16 protein-coding genes and 1 tRNA gene are annotated in these 20,338 nt (G+C 59.4%); 10 read left to right on the forward strand and 7 right to left on the reverse strand.

Annotation, left to right across the window (positions count from 1 at the left end):
* The first annotated feature begins 53 nt into the window (after positions 1-53).
* The 6 genes from JFU37_RS29830 to arnT all read left to right on the forward strand — a co-directional run bounded on the left by JFU37_RS29830 (position 54) and on the right by arnT (position 6,159).
* Entirely contained in the window at positions 54-650 is a 597-nt protein-coding gene (locus JFU37_RS29830) for a paraquat-inducible protein A (RefSeq protein ID WP_201120703.1), read from the forward strand.
* Positions 647-1,339, forward strand: coding sequence for a paraquat-inducible protein A (locus JFU37_RS29835; protein WP_201120705.1), 693 nt, complete (start codon positions 647-649; stop codon positions 1,337-1,339). Before JFU37_RS29830 ends, JFU37_RS29835 begins: the two co-directional genes overlap by 4 nt.
* Positions 1,320-2,975: a PqiB family protein gene (locus tag JFU37_RS29840; RefSeq protein ID WP_201120710.1), complete on the forward strand. Its 1,656-nt coding sequence runs from the start codon at positions 1,320-1,322 to the stop codon at positions 2,973-2,975. Before JFU37_RS29835 ends, JFU37_RS29840 begins: the two co-directional genes overlap by 20 nt.
* Before the next feature lie 17 nt (positions 2,976-2,992).
* The gene (locus JFU37_RS29845; protein WP_201120712.1) at positions 2,993-3,547 is read left to right on the forward strand and encodes a PqiC family protein; all 555 of its coding nucleotides are present in this window, start codon (positions 2,993-2,995) and stop codon (positions 3,545-3,547) included.
* Positions 3,548-3,776: 229 nt separating this feature from the next.
* The gene (gene pmrG, locus JFU37_RS29850) at positions 3,777-4,403 is read left to right on the forward strand and encodes a lipopolysaccharide core heptose(II)-phosphate phosphatase PmrG (RefSeq protein ID WP_201120713.1); all 627 of its coding nucleotides are present in this window, start codon (positions 3,777-3,779) and stop codon (positions 4,401-4,403) included.
* A gap of 34 nt (positions 4,404-4,437) precedes the next feature.
* Positions 4,438-6,159, forward strand: a complete 1,722-nt coding sequence (arnT, locus tag JFU37_RS29855; RefSeq protein WP_201120714.1) for a lipid IV(A) 4-amino-4-deoxy-L-arabinosyltransferase — start codon at positions 4,438-4,440, stop codon at positions 6,157-6,159.
* Between the two features lie 866 nt (positions 6,160-7,025).
* On the opposite strand, the gene JFU37_RS29860 is transcribed toward arnT, so the two are convergent.
* From JFU37_RS29860 to fdnG, 7 genes are all read right to left on the reverse strand, one after another.
* Positions 7,026-7,118, reverse strand: a tRNA-Sec gene (locus JFU37_RS29860).
* A 6-nt stretch (positions 7,119-7,124) separates the two neighbouring features.
* Positions 7,125-9,032 carry a selenocysteine-specific translation elongation factor gene (gene selB, locus JFU37_RS29865; protein WP_201120715.1) on the reverse strand — a complete coding sequence of 636 codons (1,908 nt, stop codon included), beginning with the start codon at positions 9,030-9,032 and terminating at the stop codon, positions 7,125-7,127.
* Entirely contained in the window at positions 9,029-10,459 is a 1,431-nt protein-coding gene (gene selA / locus JFU37_RS29870) for an L-seryl-tRNA(Sec) selenium transferase (RefSeq protein WP_201120718.1), read from the reverse strand. Before selA ends, selB begins: the two co-directional genes overlap by 4 nt.
* Before the next feature lie 46 nt (positions 10,460-10,505).
* Positions 10,506-11,432 (reverse strand): formate dehydrogenase accessory protein FdhE, encoded by a 927-nt coding sequence (gene fdhE / locus JFU37_RS29875; RefSeq protein WP_201120721.1) that lies wholly within the window; start codon positions 11,430-11,432, stop codon positions 10,506-10,508.
* Positions 11,433-11,436: 4 nt separating this feature from the next.
* Positions 11,437-12,090 (reverse strand): formate dehydrogenase subunit gamma, encoded by a 654-nt coding sequence (locus JFU37_RS29880; protein ID WP_201120722.1) that lies wholly within the window; start codon positions 12,088-12,090, stop codon positions 11,437-11,439.
* Complete coding sequence (gene fdxH, locus JFU37_RS29885; protein ID WP_201120724.1) at positions 12,087-13,022, reverse strand: formate dehydrogenase subunit beta; 936 nt, start codon at positions 13,020-13,022, stop codon at positions 12,087-12,089. Before fdxH ends, JFU37_RS29880 begins: the two co-directional genes overlap by 4 nt.
* Entirely contained in the window at positions 13,023-16,088 is a 3,066-nt protein-coding gene (gene fdnG / locus JFU37_RS29890) for a formate dehydrogenase-N subunit alpha (RefSeq protein WP_201120725.1), read from the reverse strand. It abuts the gene before it with no gap.
* A 306-nt stretch (positions 16,089-16,394) separates the two neighbouring features.
* Between fdnG and JFU37_RS29895 the strand changes: the two genes are divergently transcribed.
* The 4 genes from JFU37_RS29895 to JFU37_RS29910 all read left to right on the forward strand — a co-directional run bounded on the left by JFU37_RS29895 (position 16,395) and on the right by JFU37_RS29910 (position 20,289).
* Entirely contained in the window at positions 16,395-17,549 is a 1,155-nt protein-coding gene (locus tag JFU37_RS29895) for a MalY/PatB family protein (RefSeq protein ID WP_201120728.1), read from the forward strand.
* 176 nt (positions 17,550-17,725) lie between these two features.
* On the forward strand, positions 17,726-18,583 hold the full coding sequence (locus JFU37_RS29900; protein ID WP_201120730.1) for an SDR family oxidoreductase: 858 nt from the start codon (positions 17,726-17,728) through the stop codon (positions 18,581-18,583).
* Positions 18,584-18,749: 166 nt separating this feature from the next.
* On the forward strand, positions 18,750-18,899 hold the full coding sequence (locus JFU37_RS29905) for a hypothetical protein (protein ID WP_201120943.1): 150 nt from the start codon (positions 18,750-18,752) through the stop codon (positions 18,897-18,899).
* Positions 18,900-18,945: 46 nt separating this feature from the next.
* On the forward strand, positions 18,946-20,289 hold the full coding sequence (locus tag JFU37_RS29910) for a cation:proton antiporter (protein ID WP_201120738.1): 1,344 nt from the start codon (positions 18,946-18,948) through the stop codon (positions 20,287-20,289).
* Positions 20,290-20,338: the final 49 nt, after the last annotated feature.

Below are 20,338 nucleotides of genomic sequence, written 5' to 3' on the forward strand. Positions count from 1 at the left end.
CTTCTATATTGAGGGGGTGCTCTGACTTTTATGCCTCTTATTGAGCGCGGCCAATGGCGAAGACTGAACCACTGATCATCTGCGAGCACTGTGACTGTGTATACGAAAAAGTCACGCTCGCCAAACATCAGAAAACCCTGTGTACGCGCTGCGGCGGCGTGCTTCAACGCTATAACGGCCTGACCGTGGAGCAGCGACTGGCGTTGACCTTTACTGCGTTAGTGGTGTGGATTTTCGCCAATTTCTATCCAGTCATGAGCATCAGCCTCAAAGGCCTGAAGAACAGCGCGACCCTTTGGGATTCGGTGCTGGCCCTGAGTCTGGGGCCGATCACTTTTATCGCGATGGTGGCGGCGATCGCGATGATCATCGCGCCGATTTTCCAGCTGTTGCTGCTGATCTGGGTCCTGAGTTTCGCCCTAGTCTCCCGGCGCTCGCCCGGTTTCAAATTCTGCATGCGCTGGCTGGAAACCCTCAGGCCCTGGAGCATGCTGGAAGTCTGTTTGCTGGGGGCGATGGTCGCGGTGATCAAACTCGCGGGGTTGCTGGATGTGCTGCCCGGCATCGGCCTGTTTGCCCTGGCCGTTCTCAGCCTGATGATGATCCGTATCGCCGGGCGCGATATTCGTGAACTGTGGGACATTTTATGACAACGCCTCCGGTCGCCAACGAACTCAACCTGTGCTTGTGCCACAGCTGCGGCCTGGCCTGTGACATGACCTTGGATCCCCACGAATGCGAGCGCTGCGGCGCGCCGCTGCATCGGCGCAAAACCAATTCGTTGACCCGGACCTGGGCCTACCTGTTCACTTCCCTGGTGTTTTACATTCCGGCCAATCTGTTGCCGGTGATGAACACCAAGATGGCCGGCAACGGCGCCGACAGCACGATCATGAGCGGCGTACTGGATTTCTGGAAGCACGGTGCCTGGGACATTGCCCTGATCATCTTCATCGCCAGCATCGCGGTGCCAGGCATCAAGTTCGTCGCCCTGACGCTGCTGCTGGTCACCGTGCACCGCGACAGCCTGTGGGCACGCAAGGAACGGTCGAAGTTGTACCGTTTCGTCGAGGTCATCGGCTATTGGTCAATGCTCGACGTGATTGTGGTGGCCCTGGTGGCCTCACTGGTGAAGTTTCAGGCCCTGGCGGACATCGAGCCACGCCCGGGCATTCTGTTTTTTGGCCTGGTGGTCGTGTTCACCATGCTGTCGGCGATGAGTTTCGATCCCCGCCTGATCTGGGATAAAGGGCGGGATAAAAGGCGGGATGACGGGCCGGATAAAGTGCCGCAAAGACCACTAAACGAGGAGTCCATGGATGAAGTCACAAGCCACTGACGGGGCACAGCCCCCGGGTCAGGCCCCAATCAAGACCCGTCGTTTCAGCATTTCGCTGGTATGGATCGTGCCCATCGTTGCCGTTTTGGTGGGCGTTTCCCTGGTGGTTCACAGCATCCTGCAGGAAGGGCCGACGATCACTATCAATTTCAAAACCGGTGACGGCCTGATCGCCAATAAAACCGAAGTGAAGTATCGCAACGTGGTGATCGGTCATGTCTCGGACGTGGCGTTGAGCGCTGACCAGAAGAGCGTCAATGCCACGATCGAATTGGCCAAGCAGGCGGAAAGTTTTACCCGGGAAGACTCACAGTTCTGGGTCGTGCGTCCACGCATCGGTGCTGGCGGCGTATCGGGCATCGATACCCTGCTCTCCGGTGACTACATTGGCGCCGATATCGGCCAGGCCAACGCCCGTGCGAAAAACTTCAAAGGCTTGGAAAACCCGCCCCCGATCACCTACGGTGAGCCGGGCAAGCGCTTCACCCTGTTCACCCAGGACCTTGGTTCGCTGGACATCGGTTCCCCGGTTTACTACCGCAAGATTCCGGTCGGTCAAGTGGTCGCCTATGCCCTGGACCCGGATGGCAAAGGGGTGAACATCGAAGTGTTTGTCCACGCCCCCAATGACGCCTACGTCACCGAGAACACCCGCTTCTGGAATGCCAGTGGCATCGATGTGAGCGTCGGTGCCAATGGCTTTGCGCTGAAGACTGAATCGTTGTCCTCGATGCTGGTCGGCGGCGTCGCGTTTCGCGCACCGGAATACAGCCCCGACGATAAGCCGGCCGCGGCGGAATATGCCTATGAACTGTTCGACGATCAGCAAAGCGCCCTCGCCCCGCCCAATGGCAAGGGGCAATACATGTCACTGCGTTTCGACCAGGCTCTGCGCGGGCTCAAGGTCGGTGCTCCGGTGGAATTCCTCGGCGTGGAGTTTGGCAAAGTCGTATCGGTCAATCTGGATTTCGACGCGAAAAAACACATTTTTCCGGTCAATGTCGGCATTGTCATTTACCCGCAACGACTCGGCCAAGCCCACACCGAAATGATCAAGGCATTGGGTCATAATCCCGATGACGAAGCCGCCGGCGTGCGGTTGATAGGCGCTTTCGTTGAAAACGGTCTGCGGGCCCAGGCTCGTAGCGGCAATCTGTTGACCGGCCAACTCTATATTGCCCTCGATTTTTTCCCTAAAGCTGAAAAAGTCGTGTTCGATACGAGCGCACGCCCGATCCGTATTCCGACCGTACCTGGCAGCCTGGAACAATTGCAGGAAAAACTCGAAGCGATGGTCAACAAGATCAACCAACTGCCCATCGAGCGGATTGCCGGCAATCTTGATAGCAACCTCGTTGAACTGCGCAAAGGCTTGGCGCAATTCAACGCCAAGACCCTGCCAGGCGTGCAAACCACCCTGGCGGAGGTCAGCAAGACCCTGCAATCGGCTAACTCGACGCTGGCCGAAGACTCGCCGCAACGCGAGCAGTTGTCTCAGACCCTGGACGAGCTCGGACGCACGTCGCGCTCCTTGCGTGACCTCTCGGATTACCTGGGACGGCATCCGGAATCGCTGATTCGCGGCCGTCCGGAAAATGCAGCGCCAATGGATATGAAAGGACCACCGAGCAAATGACCACAGGAGCATCACCCATGGCTTTTCCGCTGAAGATTATGTTGGTCGCTGCGCTGTCGTTGCTCGCCGCTTGCCGTAGCGATCCGATTCAGTTCCATACGTTGACCCCGGCTCTAACGAGCGGCAGCTCAAGGGCCGCGGCGGATATCCAGATTGAAAGCCTCACGGTTCCGCCTCAGGTCGATCGTACGCAGATTGTGGTTCGCCACGGCAATACGGGCATCGCAATCCTTGAAACCCAGTGGTGGAGCGCCAGTCTGGTGGATGAATTGCGCAGCGCACTGTCCGACCAGATGGTCAACAGCCATCCGCAACGCAAAGTGTCGGTGCGGCTGGAGGTGCAGCGCTTTGATTCGATTCCCGGTCAATACGGGTTGATCGACGTCAAATGGCGTCTGCGCAACGCCGGTGAAGGCGACAGTGCGCTGGTGACGTGCCGCAGCACGTTGCAGACACCTTCAGGCCCCTCCATCGATGAGTTGGTGGCGGCTCAACAGAACAATGTCAAACGTCTGGCCGCGTTGATCAGCCAGGCAACGCGCGGAACACAAAGCGGTTGTCCGTCGTCCTGATCAATCCATCCTCTGTTCAACGGTGGATCGCGTCACCGTTGAACTCACCCTTGCCGGTTGTATTGATCTGTTAAAGCCCAGTATAAGAACAGCGTAAAAGATAAAAGTTATCAAAAACCAACTAAATACTCGTCCTGTACTTGCCCAGCAAATTTTTCACATTCGTTTCACCCCTCCGCTACCCCTCGGAACTTAGTTTGCCTGCACGTTCACTATTTCAGATCACATCATGAACTTTCGATTAAAAAAAACGGCGTTTGTCATCGCCTCTCTGGTGATCGTTATTTTGGTGTCAGGTTTTGTCTGGTGGCAAAGATCGCCAGCCAACCTGGGACATTCATCCCCCAGGGATACCGCACAATTGATGCAGCGCTGGCAGGCCGGCGAAATCGTAGTGCTTGTTCGGCATGCCGAGCGCTGCGACCGTTCCAGCAACCCATGCCTGGGGCCCGCTGATGGCATTACCCGCGCCGGAAGCGATGCGGCGGCAGCCTTGGGTCGCAGCTTTGAGCAACTGGGCATGGAACAGACTGACGTTTTGAGCAGCCCGATCACACGCACGGCACAAACCTCTCGCTACATGTTCGGCCACGACGCGATCGCCCAAGAGTGGCTCGCCACGTGTGGCGACAGTCTGCGCAACGAGGTAGTGGCGCACAAACGAGCCCATCACAATTTGCTGCTCGTCACCCACAGTGGCTGCATCAGTGACTTCGAAGCCCAGACCGGCTTTCAACACGTGGCGAAGAGTCAATATGTAAGTTCGTTATTCATCAGTATTGATGCCACTGGAGAACTTCAAGTATTGGGCATTGTTAATGCCGACGCTTGGCCTTCCCTGCTGAACTTTAAATAATCAAGAATAATTTCTCCTGTGCCAAGGCCCAACCATGACGTCACATAAACCCTTGCGATACCCCGCTGCTGATCTATCCCCCCCTGCTGTTCAAACACCGTCACTCATCGACCGCTGGCTCGTGCCGAGTCTGCTGTTGGCCTTTGTCGCTTTCTATCTGCTGCCGCTCATGTTCCATGGCCTGTGGATTCCTGACGAAACCCGCTATGGCCAGATCAGCCAGGAAATGCGCCTGAGCGGCGACTGGATCGCACCGCATTTCATGGGTATTCGCTACTTCGAGAAGCCTATCGCCGGGTATTGGATGATTGCTATCGGTCAGGCCGTGTTTGGCGACAATCTGTTCGGTGTGCGGATTGCATCGGCGGTGAGCACCGGGCTGAGTGTCTGGCTGGCGTACCTGTTGGCCGGTCGTCTCTGGAACGATCCGCGCAAAAGTGCGGCCAGTGCTTTGTTCTACATGAGTTTCGGGTTGATTGCGGGTCAGGCGGGCTATGCCAACCTGGATCCGCAATTCACGCTTTGGGCCAACCTGAGCCTGGTCGCGTTGTGGTTTGCCATTGAGGGTCATTCATCTCGCAGCAAAACAGCCGCATGGGTGCTGTTGGGCTTTTCCTGTGGCATGGGGTTCATGACCAAAGGCTTTCTCGCCGGGTTATTGCCGGTATTGGTTGCCCTGCCCTACATGCTCTGGCAACGCCGCTTTCTCGAGTTGTTGCGTTACGGGATGTTGACGGTGCTGGTTGCGACGCTCGTCTGCTTGCCGTGGGCACTTGCCATTCACCATCAAGAACCGGACTTCTGGAACTTTTTTTTCTGGAACGAACACATTCGCCGTTTCGCCGCCGAAAATGCGCAACATGCGCGGCCGTGGTGGTTTTACCTGCCGCTGCTGGTCGCGTCGAGCTTGCCGTGGGCGGCGTTGTTGCCGGTAACCTTCATCAAGGCCTGGAAGCAAAAACGCCAGCCCGAGATTGCATTTCTGCTGATGGGGGTGCTGCTGCCGTTGGCGTTCTTCAGCATGAGTAGCGGCAAACTGCCGACGTACATCATGCCGTGCCTGTTACCGCTGGCCTTGCTGATGGGGCACGCCGTAATGAATCTGCTGAATCAGCAGCGAGGGCGAGCGATTCGCATCAATGGTGTGGTCAACGCGACCCTGGCCACCACTGCCCTGATCGCCCTGATCTTTTTACAAACCACCAAAGAGATCTACGAGAACACCGACACGTTCGCCTTGTCGCTGGTGTATATCGTTTTAGTCAGCTGGATTATCACCAACGCCCTGCAAGTCTTGCGTCCACTACGGTTCTGGGCCGCGCCGGCTATCGGCATCGGGATGCTGGTAGCGTTGTTGCCGGCAGCCATGCCTGCACAGATCGTCGAGAGCAAGATGCCGGATCAGTTTATTGCCGAGCATTTGGAGGCGTTAAGCAAGACCACCACATTGCTCAGCAACGATCTCGGTGCGGCGTCTGCGCTGTCCTGGCGGCTGAAACGGCCGGAGATTTTCCTTTTCAATACTGTCGGGGAGCTGAAATATGGCCTGGAAGATCCGGCCATGGCTTCGCGGATCGTCACCAAGGAAAACGTCGAGCAATGGATGACCGAGGCCCGTAAAAAAGGCGCGGTGGGTGTGGTCATGCGGGTCAACAGTGTCCAGGAAGTTCAGGAGGTCGAAATGTTGCCGGTGGATGGTGAGCGCTTCGAACGCGGGAAGTTGGAGATTTTGATTTTCCCCCAAAGCCAGCCCTGATCCCTGATAGTGATGTTTTTTTGGATGGGATGGGGGGCATATCCGGTTTTTTGGTAGCGGCTGCTGGCGGTTTCGCTTTTACAGCGAGTCACTTTTGACAAACGCCCGGAATGCCGGCCCAGTCAAAAGTAACCAAAAAGTCTTGCCCCTCCATTCGGTGCCTCGCCTAGGCTCGGCATGCCCTCACTCCGGCATTGCTCCGGGGGCCCGCCGCCATCGGCCATCCATGGCCGGGGGCGGCTACCGCGGCATCCTTGCCGCGGTGCCCCCTGCGCAACGCCTGCGTTCGGCCTCTGGGAAAGGGGCAGGCAGATCAAAATCTAAAGCGACATCAAGATCAAAAGATCGCAGCCTTCGGCAGCTCCTACAGAACGTGCGCATTCCCCCTGTAGGAGCGAGCTTGCTCCGGGCGGCGTTCCGACGATGAATTCGAAGGCAATGCATTTTCCAGACAGTACGCATTATCGTTCACGTCCATCGCGAGCAGGCTCGCTCCTACAGAAAGCAGATCGGTGTATAGCTTTGGCCTTTCACCACTCAACAGGCCGAGCGTTAGCTCGCCTGCAGCTTTTGATCTTGAGGCACCGCCCCCTCGAGAGGCCGAGTGGAGGTTCTGCGCAGTGGGCAACCCGGCATGGATGCCGGGTTAGCCGCCCCCGGCCATGGATGGCCGATGGCGGCGGGCCCACGGAGCAGGACCGGAGCGAGGGCATGCCGAGCCACAGCGAGGCACCGAACGAAAGGGGCAAAAGCGTTGGGTTACTTTGCGCTTTTCAAAGTGACTCGCTGTAAAAGCGAAACCAATAGCGGCCGCTACCAAAAAAACCGGATATACACCCAAAACAAAAGCGCAAAACCGAAAGCGGCGGAAGGCAGCCGGAGTCGAACCTGCCCGGGAACGGATGCCGTCCCCAACCGGGTTTGAAGCCCGGCCGCGCCACCGGGCGCGATTGCCTTCCTTGAAATCAGTGCCCGTTTGCCTGGGCCAAGGCATTGTCGAAACGGATATGACGCTGATCGCCAAAGCGTCGAGTCAGACCGATCCGGTCGAAGTACTCGAGAATCTGAATACTACGCTTGCGCCCCAACCCCACCGCATCACGAAACGCCGACACCTGAATCACCGGGTTTTCGGCAGCCAGTTGCAACAGCATAGCCGCCAATCGCCGAATCACCGTTTCGGTATAGAACAGGTCCCGCACGACTTGATGCACCTGCCCTAACCTCGCCATTTTGCGCAGCAACAAGCGCACCGTCGCCTCATCATGACCCAGGTCGCGCACCCACGGCGGGTCGAAACCGGCCGTTTCGAACAGCGGCTGCAATTGTTGCCACAGCGCTTCGTCCTCAGCACTCAAGCGCACCTGATGACCGGGCAAATGCAGCCAGGGTCCGCTGGCCGCGATGTCGCCACCGGCCAACAATTCGTCGAGCAAGGTGATGAAGGTCGGGCGGGCCAGTGCGGTGCCGGTGAATCGACGCAGGCGATCCCGGTCCGGGCCCATTTGATCCGGTTCGAGCTGATGAAAGCGTGCGAGATGTTCCAGCAACGGTGCCTTCAGGGCTTCCCAACGGGATGCGCTGAACAGTCGCGGACCTTGGCGGGTGTCGATCAGGCGCACGTCAGGCGGTAGCACCCACGTCGTGCGCGGACGGTTGAAGTGGCGCTCCAGCTGTTGCGGATCGAGCCCCGTGTCGCTGCTGGCCAACAGCGCGGGCAATGCGGCTTCCAGCGTATCCGTTGATATCAAAGCCTGGAGCTGAGCCAAACGCTCGAGACTTCGGCGTTGTCGGGTCGGGGCGAACGGGTCAAGCACCCGTCCACCGCCAAGGGTGCGTTGGGCGCTCTGATCGCGCAGGATCAATCGATCGCCCTTCACAGCCTGCACCGGCGCATTGAGCAGCAGTTGCGCGAACATCCGCTCGCCCGGCGCGAGACGGGTACCCTCCAGCAGCGCCACCCGCCCCGTGACATCCTGAGTCCCCAGGTGAACATGCACGGGTTGAAAGTGCTCGAAAGCGCGGGGTTCACTGGCCAGCAATTGCATCTCGATATCCAGACGCTGGGTAGGTGCGAACAGCCAGTCGGCCAGCAACCAGTGCCCCCGGTGAATCTGTTCAAGCGCCAGGCGCTCGGCACTCAGGTTCAACGCAACGCGCTGGCCGGCTACCGCACCTTCTGCGGGTTGGTTTTGCGCATGCAGACCGCGCACGCGCACGGGTTTGCCTTGCGGACCGAGCAGCAGCGTATCGCCCACGCCCACTTGTCCTGACAACGCAGTGCCGGTCACCACGACACCAGCGCCAGCTACGCTGAAGGCGCGGTCAATCGCCAGACGAAAGCCTCCACTCGAGCTGCGTTGAAGGACCTCTTTTTGTGCATCCAGCAAAGCCTTCCGCAATATTTCGATACCCTCGCCAGTCACACTCGACAGCGCAATTTGCGGTGCGCCGGCAAACGGTCCCGGCGCCAGCAAGGCCTCTATTTGCTGGCGCACGGCGTGCACTCGGGCGAGATCAACCCGGTCGCATTTGGTGATCGCGACCAGCGCCCCTGGAATGCCCAGCAGTTCGACAATGGCCAGGTGCTCGCGGGTTTGCGGCATGACGCCGTCATCCGCCGCCACCACCAGCAACACAAGATCAATGCCCTGAGCCCCCGCCAGCATGTTGTGGGTGAAACGTTCATGACCGGGCACGTCGATAAAACCGGTCAGGGCCGCACCCGGCTCCAGCGCCGTATAGAGGTAACCAAGGTCGATGGTCATGCCGCGTTCACGCTCTTCCCGGCGCCGATCCCCCGCCTGCCCGGTCAATGCCTGGAGCAACGCGGTTTTGCCGTGGTCGATGTGCCCCGCCGTGCCGACGATCACGCTTCGCGGTCCTGCGTCTGCAATTGATCGAGTTGCGCCAGCCATGTGGCTTCGTCATCCAGTTGCCGAAGGTCCAGCCACAAGGCGTCGTCATCGATGCGCCCGAGCACCGGAATCGGCAAGGCCCGAAATCCTGCTTCCAACCCCTGTAATCGTCGCCCGCGCAGACGTTTGGAGGTGTGCGGTCGTAGGCACAGCGCGGCACTGGGCAAGCGTGCCACCGGTTGGCTGCCGCTGCCGATCATGCCCAGAGCCGGGACGGCGGCGACGTCCCAGCCTTCGCCCAACACCTTCGCCAATGACGGTTGCAGGCGTTTGGCTTGAGCGAGAATGTCGGCTTGCGCGCGCGTGAGCAGTCGCAGGCTCGGCAGCCTTTCGGCCAGTCGATCCGGATTGCGATACAAGCCCAACACCGCTTCAAGCGCGGCCAGGGTCAGCTTGTCGACCCGCAGCGCGCGCTTGAGCGGGTTCTTCTTGATCCGGGCGATCAAGTCCTTGCGGCCTACAATCAACCCGGCCTGCGGACCACCGAGCAACTTGTCGCCGCTGAAGGTGACGATGTCCGCGCCATCGAGCAACGCCTGACGTACCGTCGGCTCGGCAGGCAAGCCCCAGCGCGTGAGGTCCAGCAGGCTGCCGCTGCCGAGGTCTTCGAGCAACGGCAAACCGTGCTGATGCGCCAGCGCTGCCAATTCAGCGGTGGGCACACGGGTGGTGAACCCCTGAATCTCGTAGTTACTCGCGTGTACACGCATGACCAGGCCACTGCGCGGGCCGATGGCCGCTTCGTAGTCCTTGGCGTGTGTGCGGTTAGTGGTGCCGACTTCGTGAAGTTTCACCCCGGCGCGGGCCATGATGTCGGGAATGCGGAAGGCGCCGCCGATCTCGATCAGTTCCCCTCGGGAAATAATGCCTTCCTTGCGCGCGCCCAGGCTGTTGAGCGTCAGCAACACGGCGGCGGCGTTGTTGTTGACCACGGTCACGGCTTCGGCGCCAGTAAGTTCGCGGATCAGGCCTTCGATCAAATCATCACGGTCGCCACGCTTGCCGCTGTGCAGGTCGAATTCCAGATTGAGTGGATAACGGGCCGCCATTTGCACCGCATCGATGGCTTCCTCGGGCAATAACGCGCGCCCCAGATTAGTGTGCAGCACGGTACCGGTCAGGTTGAACACACGGCGCACATGACTGCGATGCTGGACAGCCAGACGCTCGCCCGCCCTGCCGGCCAATACTTGCGGGATGATTTCTACAGCGCTGAGTTGGCCGCTCAGCACCGGCTCGCGCAGGTCGTCGAGCAATTGCCGCAAGCTGGCCAACAGCGCGTCACGCCCATAGCGCTCGGCCAGCGGCTGGCACGCCGGATGACGCAACAAACTGTCGATGGAAGGCAGGCGCAAGGCATGGCTGGCGGGTCTGGAGGACATCAGGGGCTCCCGAAAACGGCTGACCGCCTGAGTGTAGCCGCTGTGCTCAGTCTGCCCCGGGGGCGAACAACAGATTCGGCGCCAATCGCTGGTAGCCTTCCTGCTCAAGGCGCATGTCCAGCATGAGACTGGTCAGGTCCGTCGACAGCGCTTCGGCGTCGGCGTCGTTTTCCAGGTAAAGCAGTTTCAGGTAGCTGTTGCAGCCAGGGCACACCTCAGCCCGCAACGGAGCCTGATTGGCCGCGTGGCGGTCGTCATCGAGGCTGACGTATTCGAGGCCTTTGCTCTGTTCGCAATACACGCACTTGACCCGCACCACATGCCATTCGCAGGCGCACAGCGAACACACCAGATAGCGCAAACCGTTGTATTTGCCACGATGGCGAATCACCCCCGCCATGGCCGGCGAACCGCAGGCCGGGCATTGACTGAGGCTGTCACCGGGTTTCAGCACAAGGTCTGGCGTGCACAACAACCAATGACTCCAGGCGGCCTGCAATGCCGCGCCGAGAAACGGCACCACAGCGGCTGGCAGCAGTGAATATTGACCGCTGAGCAAGGCAATCGCCCAGGCTTTGCGTTGACCGTTATTGGCGTGGCGTAACGTGGCGAGAGCTTTTTCAATCGCTGAATCCGGGCGTGGCAGGAAACGCTGCAACAATCCATTGAGGTACGGCAGCCAATGGTCCTCACGCACCAACGAGTCGGCGGCAAACGGTGGCAAGCCGTGTTGCTGACAAAGGCGCAAACGTTCGGGATCGAGGGGTGCGGCAATCGATGGATCATCCATCAGGCTCTGCTGGACCTGACAGAGTTCCGCCACCAGCCGCAGGTAATCGGCCAATGGATGCCCGTCAGCCAATTTCTCCAGGCGTAACGCACGCAAGGTGAACAGGTTATTGGGCGGCAAGTGCAGAAACGGCGGTGAACTCGCCGCCGCTTCGATCTCTCCAGGCTCAAGAATCGTCGCCAAGTGCTTATCCTTTTTTGCTGATCGGCCGGTCGGGGGTTTCGTCGCGGGTCACTTCGCGGTACCACAGCTCGTGGTGCTTTTTCGCCCAGGCACGGCTGACCCAGCCATGCAACATAGCGTTGACCGACCCCTTGATCCAGATGCCGGCATAGATATGGACGATGATGCTCAGCACCAACACAAAACCCGCCAGCGCATGCAACAACATCGCCCAGCGAATCGTGGTGATGCCGAAGTACAGACTGAAATACGCGCGCCAGATCACCAATCCGCTGAACAGCAGCACCAGCATGCAGGCCAGTAACGTCCAGAACAGCAGCTTCTGCCCAGGGTTGTACTTGCCAACGGGCGGTACGCCCTCCTCTTCATTTTTAATCACCCGCCCTATTCGCCTGAGCCACAGCCCATCGTTGCGGATAAAGAAATTCGCGCGCCAGAAACGGATCACCAGTCCAAGAAACAGCACAAACATCACCACACCCATGAACGGATGCAGGATGCGCGTCCACGGACCGCCACCGAACAGGTTGCTCAGCCAGAACAGTGCTGGATGGAACAACGCCAGCCCGGACAGCGCCGCCATGAAAAACAGGATCGCCACCAGCCAGTGATTGGTGCGCTGGTTTGAGGTGTAACGAAGGATCTGTTTGCGAATCATGGTCTGTCCTCCCCGCGCGGATCATAGGTGTGCACCGACGGATCGACTTCATGCACCGCTGGATCGTTAACCGTTGGATGCTCGTCTTCCTCAACCCGCTGCGGCCCGATTCGCACGTAGTGGAAGAACCCCGCCAGCACCGCCGCGCCCATGGCCAGCAAGGCCAAGGGTTTGCTCACACCTTTCCACAAACCTACCAACGGACTGATCGCCGGATCTTTCGGCAGCCCGGCGTACACCTGTGGTGTGTCGGCATGGTGCAACACGTACATCACATGAGTACCGCCCACCCCGGCCGGGTCGTACAAACCGGCGTTTTCAAAGCCCCGGCTTTTCAGGTCGACGATGCGCTCGGCGGCGTGTTCTTTCATGTCCTCCTTGGTGCCGAACACAATGGCGCCGGTCGGGCAGGTTTTCACGCAAGCCGGCTCCAGCCCCACCGCCACACGGTCCGAACACAATGTGCATTTGTAAGCTTTGTGGTCCTTTTGCGAAATTCGCGGAATGTTGAACGGGCAGCCCGTGATGCAATACCCGCAGCCGATGCAATGGTCCTGATCGAAATCGACGATGCCGTTGGCATGCTTGATGATCGCCCCCGGGCTCGGGCAGGCCGCGAGACAACCCGGTTCGTCGCAATGCATGCAGCCGTCCTTGCGGATCAACCATTCCAGATTCCCGGCGTCGGTTACATGCTCGGTGAAGCGCATCAAGGTCCAGGTTTCTGCGCTCAGGTCCTGTGGATTCTCGTAGGTGCCAAGGTTGTGGCCGACCTCGTCGCGCAACTCGTTCCATTCCGAACAGGCGACCTGGCAGGCCTTGCAGCCGATGCATTTGGTGGTGTCGATCAGCTTGGCCACTTCCTCCTGATTGCGCACTGAAGGCGGGACTGTCGTGGTGGCAGAGCGGGCGATGATGTCTTGGCTGGCCATCTAGATTTTCTCCACGTTGACCAGGAACGACTTGGATTCCGGGGTCTGGGAATTACCATCGCCGAGGAACGGCACCAGGGTGTTGGTCAGATAGCCGTGACGCGTGACCCCGGTAAAACCCCAGTGCAACGGGATACCGATGTGGTGCACCACCTGGCCGTTGACTTGCAGCGGACGAATCCGCTTGGTCACCACCGCCACCGCTTCGATGAACCCGCGCTTGCTGCTGACCCGTACTTTGTCACCCGCGGCAATGCCCTTTTCCTTGGCCAACACTTCGCCGATCTCGACGAATTGTTCCGGCTGGGCAATCGCGTTGAGCTTGCAATGCTTGCTCCAGAAGTGGAAATGCTCGGTCAACCGGTAACTGGTCGCGGCATAGGGGTAATCCTTGGCCACACCGAGGGTATTCCACACCGAGTCGAAGATCCGCGCCGCCGGGTTGCTGGTGGCTTTCTTGTTGGTCGGGTGCAGCGGGTTGATGCCGATGGGCGTTTCAAACGGCTCGTAGTGTTCAGGGAATGGTCCTTCGTTCATCTTGTCGACGGCGAAGAACCGCGCCACGCCTTCGGGGTTCATGATGAACGGGTTCATCCCGGCTTCCGGCGGCGAGTCCACCTTAAAGTCCGGCACATCGGTGCCGGCCCAGGCCTTGCCGTTCCACCACACCAACCGTTTATTGTCCGCCCACGGTTTGCCTTGCGGGTCGCTTGAGGCACGGTTGTAGAGAATCCGCCGGTTCGCTGGCCAGGCCCAGGCCCAGCCCAAGTGTTGCTTCATGCCGTACGGATCACTGTTGTCGCGCCGGGCCATCTGGTTGCCCATTTCGGTCCAGCTGCCGCAGAAAATCCAGCAGCCAGACGCGGTGCTGCCGTCATCCTTGAGCTGGGCGAAACCGGCCAGTTGCGTATTGCCCTTGACCGCTGCCCCTGTGGCGTCGGTGAAATCAGTGGTCGCGTAGCCGTTGATTTCCTTGGCCAGTTCTTCGGGCGATGGATCGTCGGGCATTTTGTACGGCCACGACAATTTCAGGATCGGGTCTGCAAACGCACCGCCATCGGCCTGATAGCGTTTGCGCAGACGCAGGAACAACTCGCTCATGATCTTGATGTCGGTCTGGGCTTCTCCCGGGCCGTCGGCACCTTTCCAGTGCCATTGCAGCCAACGGCTGCTGTTGACCAGGGAGCCGTCTTCTTCGGCGAAACAGGTCGTGGGCAGGCGAATGACTTCGGTCTGGATGTTGGCGCTGGTCACGTCGTTGTACGGCCCGACGTTTTTCCAGAACTCCGAGGTTTCGGTGGACAACGGGTCCATGACCACCAGCCATTTAAGCTTGGCCAGCGCCGCCATCACCCGGTTTTTGTCCGGCAACGCGGCAATCGGGTTGAAGCCTTGGCACATGTAGCCGTTGACCTTGCCCTGCCCCATCAGGTCGAACATTTTAAGAATGTCGTAGCTGGGGATGTCGAGTTTTGGCAGGTAGTCATAGGCCCAGTGGTTCTCGGCGCTGGCATTGTTGCCATACCAGGACTTCATCAGGCTGACGTGGAACTTGCCGTAGTTCTGCCAATACGACAGCTGCCCCGGCCGCAACGGTTTGAGCGTTCGTTTGGTGATGTAGGCGTCGTAGTCCTGCTCGCCATCGGTGGCCAGGGTCAGGTAGCCGGGCAGCGAGTTGGAGAGCAAGCCCAGGTCGGTCAGGCCCTGGATGTTGGAGTGCCCGCGCAAGGCATTGACGCCCCCGCCCGGCATGCCGACGTTGCCCAGCAGCAGTTGCACCATGGCCGCGCTGCGAATGATCTGCGAGCCAATGGAATGTTGGGTCCAGCCCAGCGCGTAGAGAATCGTCATGGTCTTGCCCGGTTGCGAGCAGGTGGCGATTTCTTCCCAGATCTTCTTGATCGCGTCCACGGGCATGCCGCAAATCTGGCTGGCCAGGTCGATGTTGTAGCGGCTGTAGTGGGTTTTCATCAGCTGATAAACGCAGCGCGGGTCCTGCAAGGTCGGGTCGACTTTGGCAAAGCCGTCCTCGCCGACTTCATAACCCCAGCCGGATTTGTCGGTATACAGGCGTTTGGCGACGTCGTAGCCGCTGAAGATCCCGTCCTCGAAACTGAACCCGGCTTTGACGATGAACGACACATCCGTATAAGCCCGCACGTACTCGTGCTGGATCTTGTCTTCGGTCAGCAGGTAATTGATCAGCCCGCCCATGAAGGCGATGTCGGTGCCGGTGCGAATCGGCGCGTAATAGTCGGCCACCGAGGCGGTCCGGGTAAAACGCGGGTCGACCACGATCAGCCGCGCCTTGTTATGCGCCTTGGCTTCGGTCACCCATTTGAAACCGCACGGGTGCGCTTCTGCTGCGTTGCCGCCCATCACCAGGATCAGATTCGCGTTGCCGATATCGGTCCAGGTATTGGTCATGGCACCACGGCCATACGTCGGGGCAAGACTTGCCACCGTCGGACCGTGTCAGACACGCGCCTGGTTATCGAACCCCAGCATGCCGAGACTGCGAATGACCTTGTGGGTGATGTAGCCCGCTTCGTTGGACGCCGCCGACGCCGCGAGGAAGCCGGTGGTCAGCCAACGGTTCACCGTTTGGCCCTGCGCGTTCTTCTCAATGAAATTGGCATCGCGGTCGGCCTTCATCAGGTCGGCGACGCGATCCAGCGCTTCATCCCAGGAAATGCGCGTCCACTCGGTGCTGCCGGGCTTGCGCACCTGCGGGTACTGAAGACGGCTGGGACTGTGAATGAAGTCCAGCAGGCCCGCACCTTTCGGGCAGAGCGTGCCGCGATTCACCGGGTGATCGGCGTCGCCTTCGATGTGGATGATGCTTTGGGTGACGTTTTTCGCCTGGTCGCCCTGGCTGTACATGATCACGCCACAACCGACCGAGCAGTACGGGCAGGTGTTGCGGGTTTCATGGGTGTGGGCGAGCTTGAAATGACGCACTTGCTCGGCGAAGGCTGGCGCGGGGAGCAAGCCCAGCGCGCCGAGGCTCGAGCCCGCAAGGCCGATACCGGCGACCTTGAAGAACTGACGACGGTTGAGGTCCATCGTGCACTCCTGATCAGGTGGATACCCGGTATTTTTGCCGGGTTTCTCTGGGCAAACACGGTCACGGCAGCGTGACTGCCGACACTTCAAACTTTAGTCAATGGGAGAACTGACTGCCTGAAAACCGACCGTCGGGCACTATCAGATCAACTGTAGGAGCGAGCTTGCTCGCGATGGACTCAAGGGCGGCGCGTTTATTCAGAAAACACGCGGTATCGTTAACGTCCATCGCGAGCAAGCTCGCTCCTACAGGGGATTGGCGATTATCATGGCCGCCATAACCAACCTGCTGTTACGAGACTGAGCATGACTTTCGATTTTGATCAGGTGGTCGACCGCCACAACACCGGCAGTACCAAATGGAGCCGCTACCCGGCGGACGTGTTGCCGATGTGGGTGGCAGACATGGACTTCGCGGCGCCGCCGGTGATCCTCCAGGCCCTGCAAAAACGCCTCGAACACCCGATGCTCGGCTACAGCGTGCCCCAGGATAATTTGCGCGACGCCATCGTTGCCGACCTCTGGAACAAATACGCCTGGCGCGTGTTGCCTGAGGAACTGACCTTCCTGCCGGGCGTAGAGTCAGGTTTCAACATGGCCCTGAACGCGCTGGTCCGGCCACAGCAGAACGTTGTGGTTCAGGTGCCGAATTACCCACCGCTACGCCACGCGCCGGGGCATTGGGGGCTGAACAAGGTCGAGCTGAATTTCGATGCGCTGGCCGATGGCACGTATGCCACGCCGCTCGAGACCTTGAGCGAGTCCCTGACCGGCGGCGGCGCGTTGCTATTGAGCAACCCGCACAACCCGCTGGGTAAAGTCTTCCCGCGCGAAGAACTCCAGGCGATCGCCGATATTTGCCTGGAACAGGACGCATGGATCATCTCTGACGAGATCCACGCCGAACTCTGTTTCGACGGGCGGGTGCACATTCCCACCGCCACCCTGAGCCCGGAAATCGCCCGGCGCACCATTACGCTGATGTCGGCGAGCAAGGCTTTCAACATCGCCGGCCTGAAGACCTCGTTTATGATTATTCAAGACACGGCAGTGCGTGCGCGGGTCAACCACGCCCGCTGCGGCATGGTCGACAGTGTCAACCCGCTGGGCATGGAAGCGACTCGCGTGGCCTACACCGAAGGCGGCCCTTGGCTGGCCGGTTTGAAGGCGTACCTGCAAGGCAACCGGGATTATCTGGTGCAGGCAGTGCGCACGCGTCTGCCGGGTGTAACGATCAATGTGCCACAAGGGACGTATCTGGCGTGGCTCGATTGCTCGGCGCTGGGGCTGGATAACCCGCAGCAGTTCTTTCTAGACAAGGCCAAAGTCGGTTTGAGCGCGGGGCTGGATTTCGGCGACGACAGCCACCAGTTCGTGCGCCTGAACTTCGGCTGCCCGCGCGCCTTGCTTGAAGAAGGTATTGCGCGAATGGAGCGCAGTTTGCTCAACCGAAAAATCTGAACCCAGATCAAAAGATCGCAGCCTGCGGCAGCTCCTACAATGTTTTGTGTACACCTGTAGGAGCTGCCGCAGGCTGCGATCTTTTGATTTTCCACCCTATGAAATCCAACCGAACTCAAGGCAAAAGACCGGGGTCCACCCTCTGACGCTTTCGCCTTGAGAACGGAGATTTCGCGATGACTGACTATCCAAAACCACCCTTCAAGAAACAAAGCCAGCCGGTCCCGGGCTCGCAAAAAAAAATGGAGCCTTACCCGGACTGCGGTGAGCAAAGCTATAAAGGCTCGGGCCGACTGGACGGCAAGATCGCACTGATCACTGGAGCTGACAGCGGCATCGGCCGCGCGGTGGCCATCGCCTTCGCCCGTGAAGGCGCGGATGTCGCCATCGCCTACCTCAATGAGCATGAAGACGCCCAGGAAACTGCACGCTGGGTCGAACAAGCTGGCCGCCAATGCATTCTGCTGCCCGGCGATCTGGCGCAGAAAGCCCACTGCCAGGCCTTGGTCGTCAAGACGGTCAAGCGCTTCGGCCGCATCGATGTCCTGGTCAACAACGCCGCGTTCCAAATGACCCACGAACACTTCGAGGACATCCCGGACGATGAATGGGTGATGACCTTCGACGTCAACATCACCGCCATCTTCAGAATCTGTCAGGCCGCGCTCAAGCACATGAAACCGGGCAGTTCGATCATCAACACCAGCTCCGTCAACTCAGACATGCCCAAGCCCACCCTCCTTCCTTACGCCACGACCAAAGGCGCGATTGCCAACTTCACCGCTGGCTTGGGGCAGATGCTGGGGCCGAAAAACATCCGCGTGAATTGCGTGGCACCGGGACCGATCTGGACGCCGCTTATCGTTTCGACAATGCCGGATGATGAAGTGCAAAACTTCGGCGCCCAAACACCACTGGGACGGCCCGGGCAACCGGTAGAAGTGGCGCCGATTTACGTCCTGTTGGCGTCGGATGAGGCCAGTTACATCACGGGACAGCGGTATGGCGTCACCGGTGGCAAGCCCATCTTGTGATCACAACCTGTAGGAGCTGCCGCAGGCTGCGATCTTTTGATTTGTTCTCAGCAATCTGGAGAAAATCAAGATCAAAAGATCGCAGCCTGCGGCAGCTCCTACAAAGCCGAACGCAGGCTTCGCCAGCTGCTACAGCTAACGCGTGTCGGTAAATCCGGCATAAAAAATGAACCCCGCACGAAGCTTCCCCCTCAATACTTTGAGCACCCATTCATGGGCTGCTGAAGAGTGCGTCATGTCCACTATGCTGGTGGGAATGATTTTGATCTGGTTCAACGTGCCGACACCTGAATACCTGCGCGCGACCGTCGGTTGAGTGTCGGCCCCCTTCTATCTCGGCATTCACCCGGCGAGTACGCAGCATGAGTTTTATTGTATGGGTCGCCGTGTTGGGTGCCGTGCTGCTGACGCTGGCGCTGACATCCTCGTATGTGCGCTGGATGCCGGTCACCACGTCAGCGGTTTGCCTGGTGCTGGGGGCGGCCATCGGGCCAGCGGGACTCGGCCTGTTGAAACTGGACATGGATGAAGCGTCCAACTGGATGGAACACCTGACGGAAGTCGCGGTGCTGTTTTCGCTGTTCGTCTGCGGGTTGAAGTTGCGTTTGCCGCTCAAGGACAAAAACTGGCGGATCGCATTCGGGCTGGCGGGACCGGTCATGGTGCTAACCATCGCTGCCGTTTGCCTGCTATTGCATTACGGGTTTCAAATCTCTTGGGGCGCATCGGTGCTGATCGGTTCGATTCTGGCGCCCACCGACCCGGTACTGGCCGCCCTGGTGCAGGTCAACGACGCCCGGGATGAAGACAGCGTGCGCTTTGGGCTCTCGGGCGAAGCCGGACTCAATGACGGGATTGCCTTTCCTTTCGTGATCCTCGGCCTTTTGTTGCTGCAACACGACGGCAATCCGGGCTGGTTGAGCGACTGGCTGCTGAAAAGTCTGCTGTGGGCAGTTCCCGCCGGCGTGTTGATGGGCTACTGGATGGGACGCGGTATTGGCCGCCTGACGCTTTCGCTGCGCATCAGGAATGACGACAGCACGCTTTCGCCCAACGATTATCTGGCCCTTGCGCTCATCGCCCTGGCGTATGTCGGCGCTGAATCTATCCATGCCTACGGTTTTTTGTCGGTGTTCGCCGCCGGCCTCGGCCTGCGTCAGGAAGAGGTTAACTCCGCGGGGATTGCCCAGGAACCCGCCGAGCACCTTGTACAGCCCGTGGTTGGCCACCAGAACGTCGAACCGCAATACGCTGTTCACGGGGATACCGAAAACCTTGAAGACAGCCAGGTCGCGGCGGGCATCATGATGGGCGACATGCTCGCCTTTGGCAGCCTGGTGGAACGGGCCATGGAAGTGTTTTTGGTCACACTGCTCGGCGTCGTTCTGATCGCGCACTGGGACTGGCGCGCCTTGCCGATCGGTGCCGTATTGTTTTGCCTGATTCGGCCGCTCAGTGTTTTCGCCATGCCGTGGGGTGTTCTGCTGGATGGACGACAACGGTTGTTGATTGGCTGGTTCGGGATTCGTGGCATCGGCAGTTTGTACTATTTGTTCTATGCCTTGAACCACGGGCTTGGCCAGTCGGTGGCGACATTGTGTACCGACCTGACGCTGTCCATCGTCGCGCTGAGCATCCTGGTTCACGGGATCAGTACGCAACCGGCGCTTGCCCGCTATGAGCGACGCAAGACACGCAACCGCTAATTTATTACGTTCCCTGCGAAGTGCCAACTGTAGGAGCGAGCTTGCTCGC

Source organism: Pseudomonas sp. TH41 (assembly GCF_016650695.1).
GTDB lineage: Bacteria > Pseudomonadota > Gammaproteobacteria > Pseudomonadales > Pseudomonadaceae > Aquipseudomonas.

Bases quoted from the DNA above. Each gene is read 5' to 3' on its own strand.
- selA (WP_201120718.1), bottom strand. From the start codon at position 10,459: ATGTCCTCCAGACCCGCCAGCCATGCCTTGCGCCTGCCTTCCATCGAC.
- JFU37_RS29880 (WP_201120722.1), bottom strand. From the start codon at position 12,090: ATGATTCGCAAACAGATCCTTCGTTACACCTCAAACCAGCGCACCAAT.
- JFU37_RS29910 (WP_201120738.1), top strand. From the start codon at position 18,946: ATGAGTTTTATTGTATGGGTCGCCGTGTTGGGTGCCGTGCTGCTGACG.
- JFU37_RS29900 (WP_201120730.1), top strand. From the start codon at position 17,726: ATGACTGACTATCCAAAACCACCCTTCAAGAAACAAAGCCAGCCGGTC.
- JFU37_RS29840 (WP_201120710.1), top strand. From the start codon at position 1,320: ATGAAGTCACAAGCCACTGACGGGGCACAGCCCCCGGGTCAGGCCCCA.
- JFU37_RS29895 (WP_201120728.1), top strand. From the start codon at position 16,395: ATGACTTTCGATTTTGATCAGGTGGTCGACCGCCACAACACCGGCAGT.
- pmrG (WP_201120713.1), top strand. From the start codon at position 3,777: ATGAACTTTCGATTAAAAAAAACGGCGTTTGTCATCGCCTCTCTGGTG.
- JFU37_RS29830 (WP_201120703.1), top strand. From the start codon at position 54: ATGGCGAAGACTGAACCACTGATCATCTGCGAGCACTGTGACTGTGTA.
- arnT (WP_201120714.1), top strand. From the start codon at position 4,438: ATGACGTCACATAAACCCTTGCGATACCCCGCTGCTGATCTATCCCCC.
- JFU37_RS29845 (WP_201120712.1), top strand. From the start codon at position 2,993: ATGGCTTTTCCGCTGAAGATTATGTTGGTCGCTGCGCTGTCGTTGCTC.
- JFU37_RS29835 (WP_201120705.1), top strand. From the start codon at position 647: ATGACAACGCCTCCGGTCGCCAACGAACTCAACCTGTGCTTGTGCCAC.
- JFU37_RS29905 (WP_201120943.1), top strand. From the start codon at position 18,750: ATGAACCCCGCACGAAGCTTCCCCCTCAATACTTTGAGCACCCATTCA.
- fdxH (WP_201120724.1), bottom strand. From the start codon at position 13,022: ATGGCCAGCCAAGACATCATCGCCCGCTCTGCCACCACGACAGTCCCG.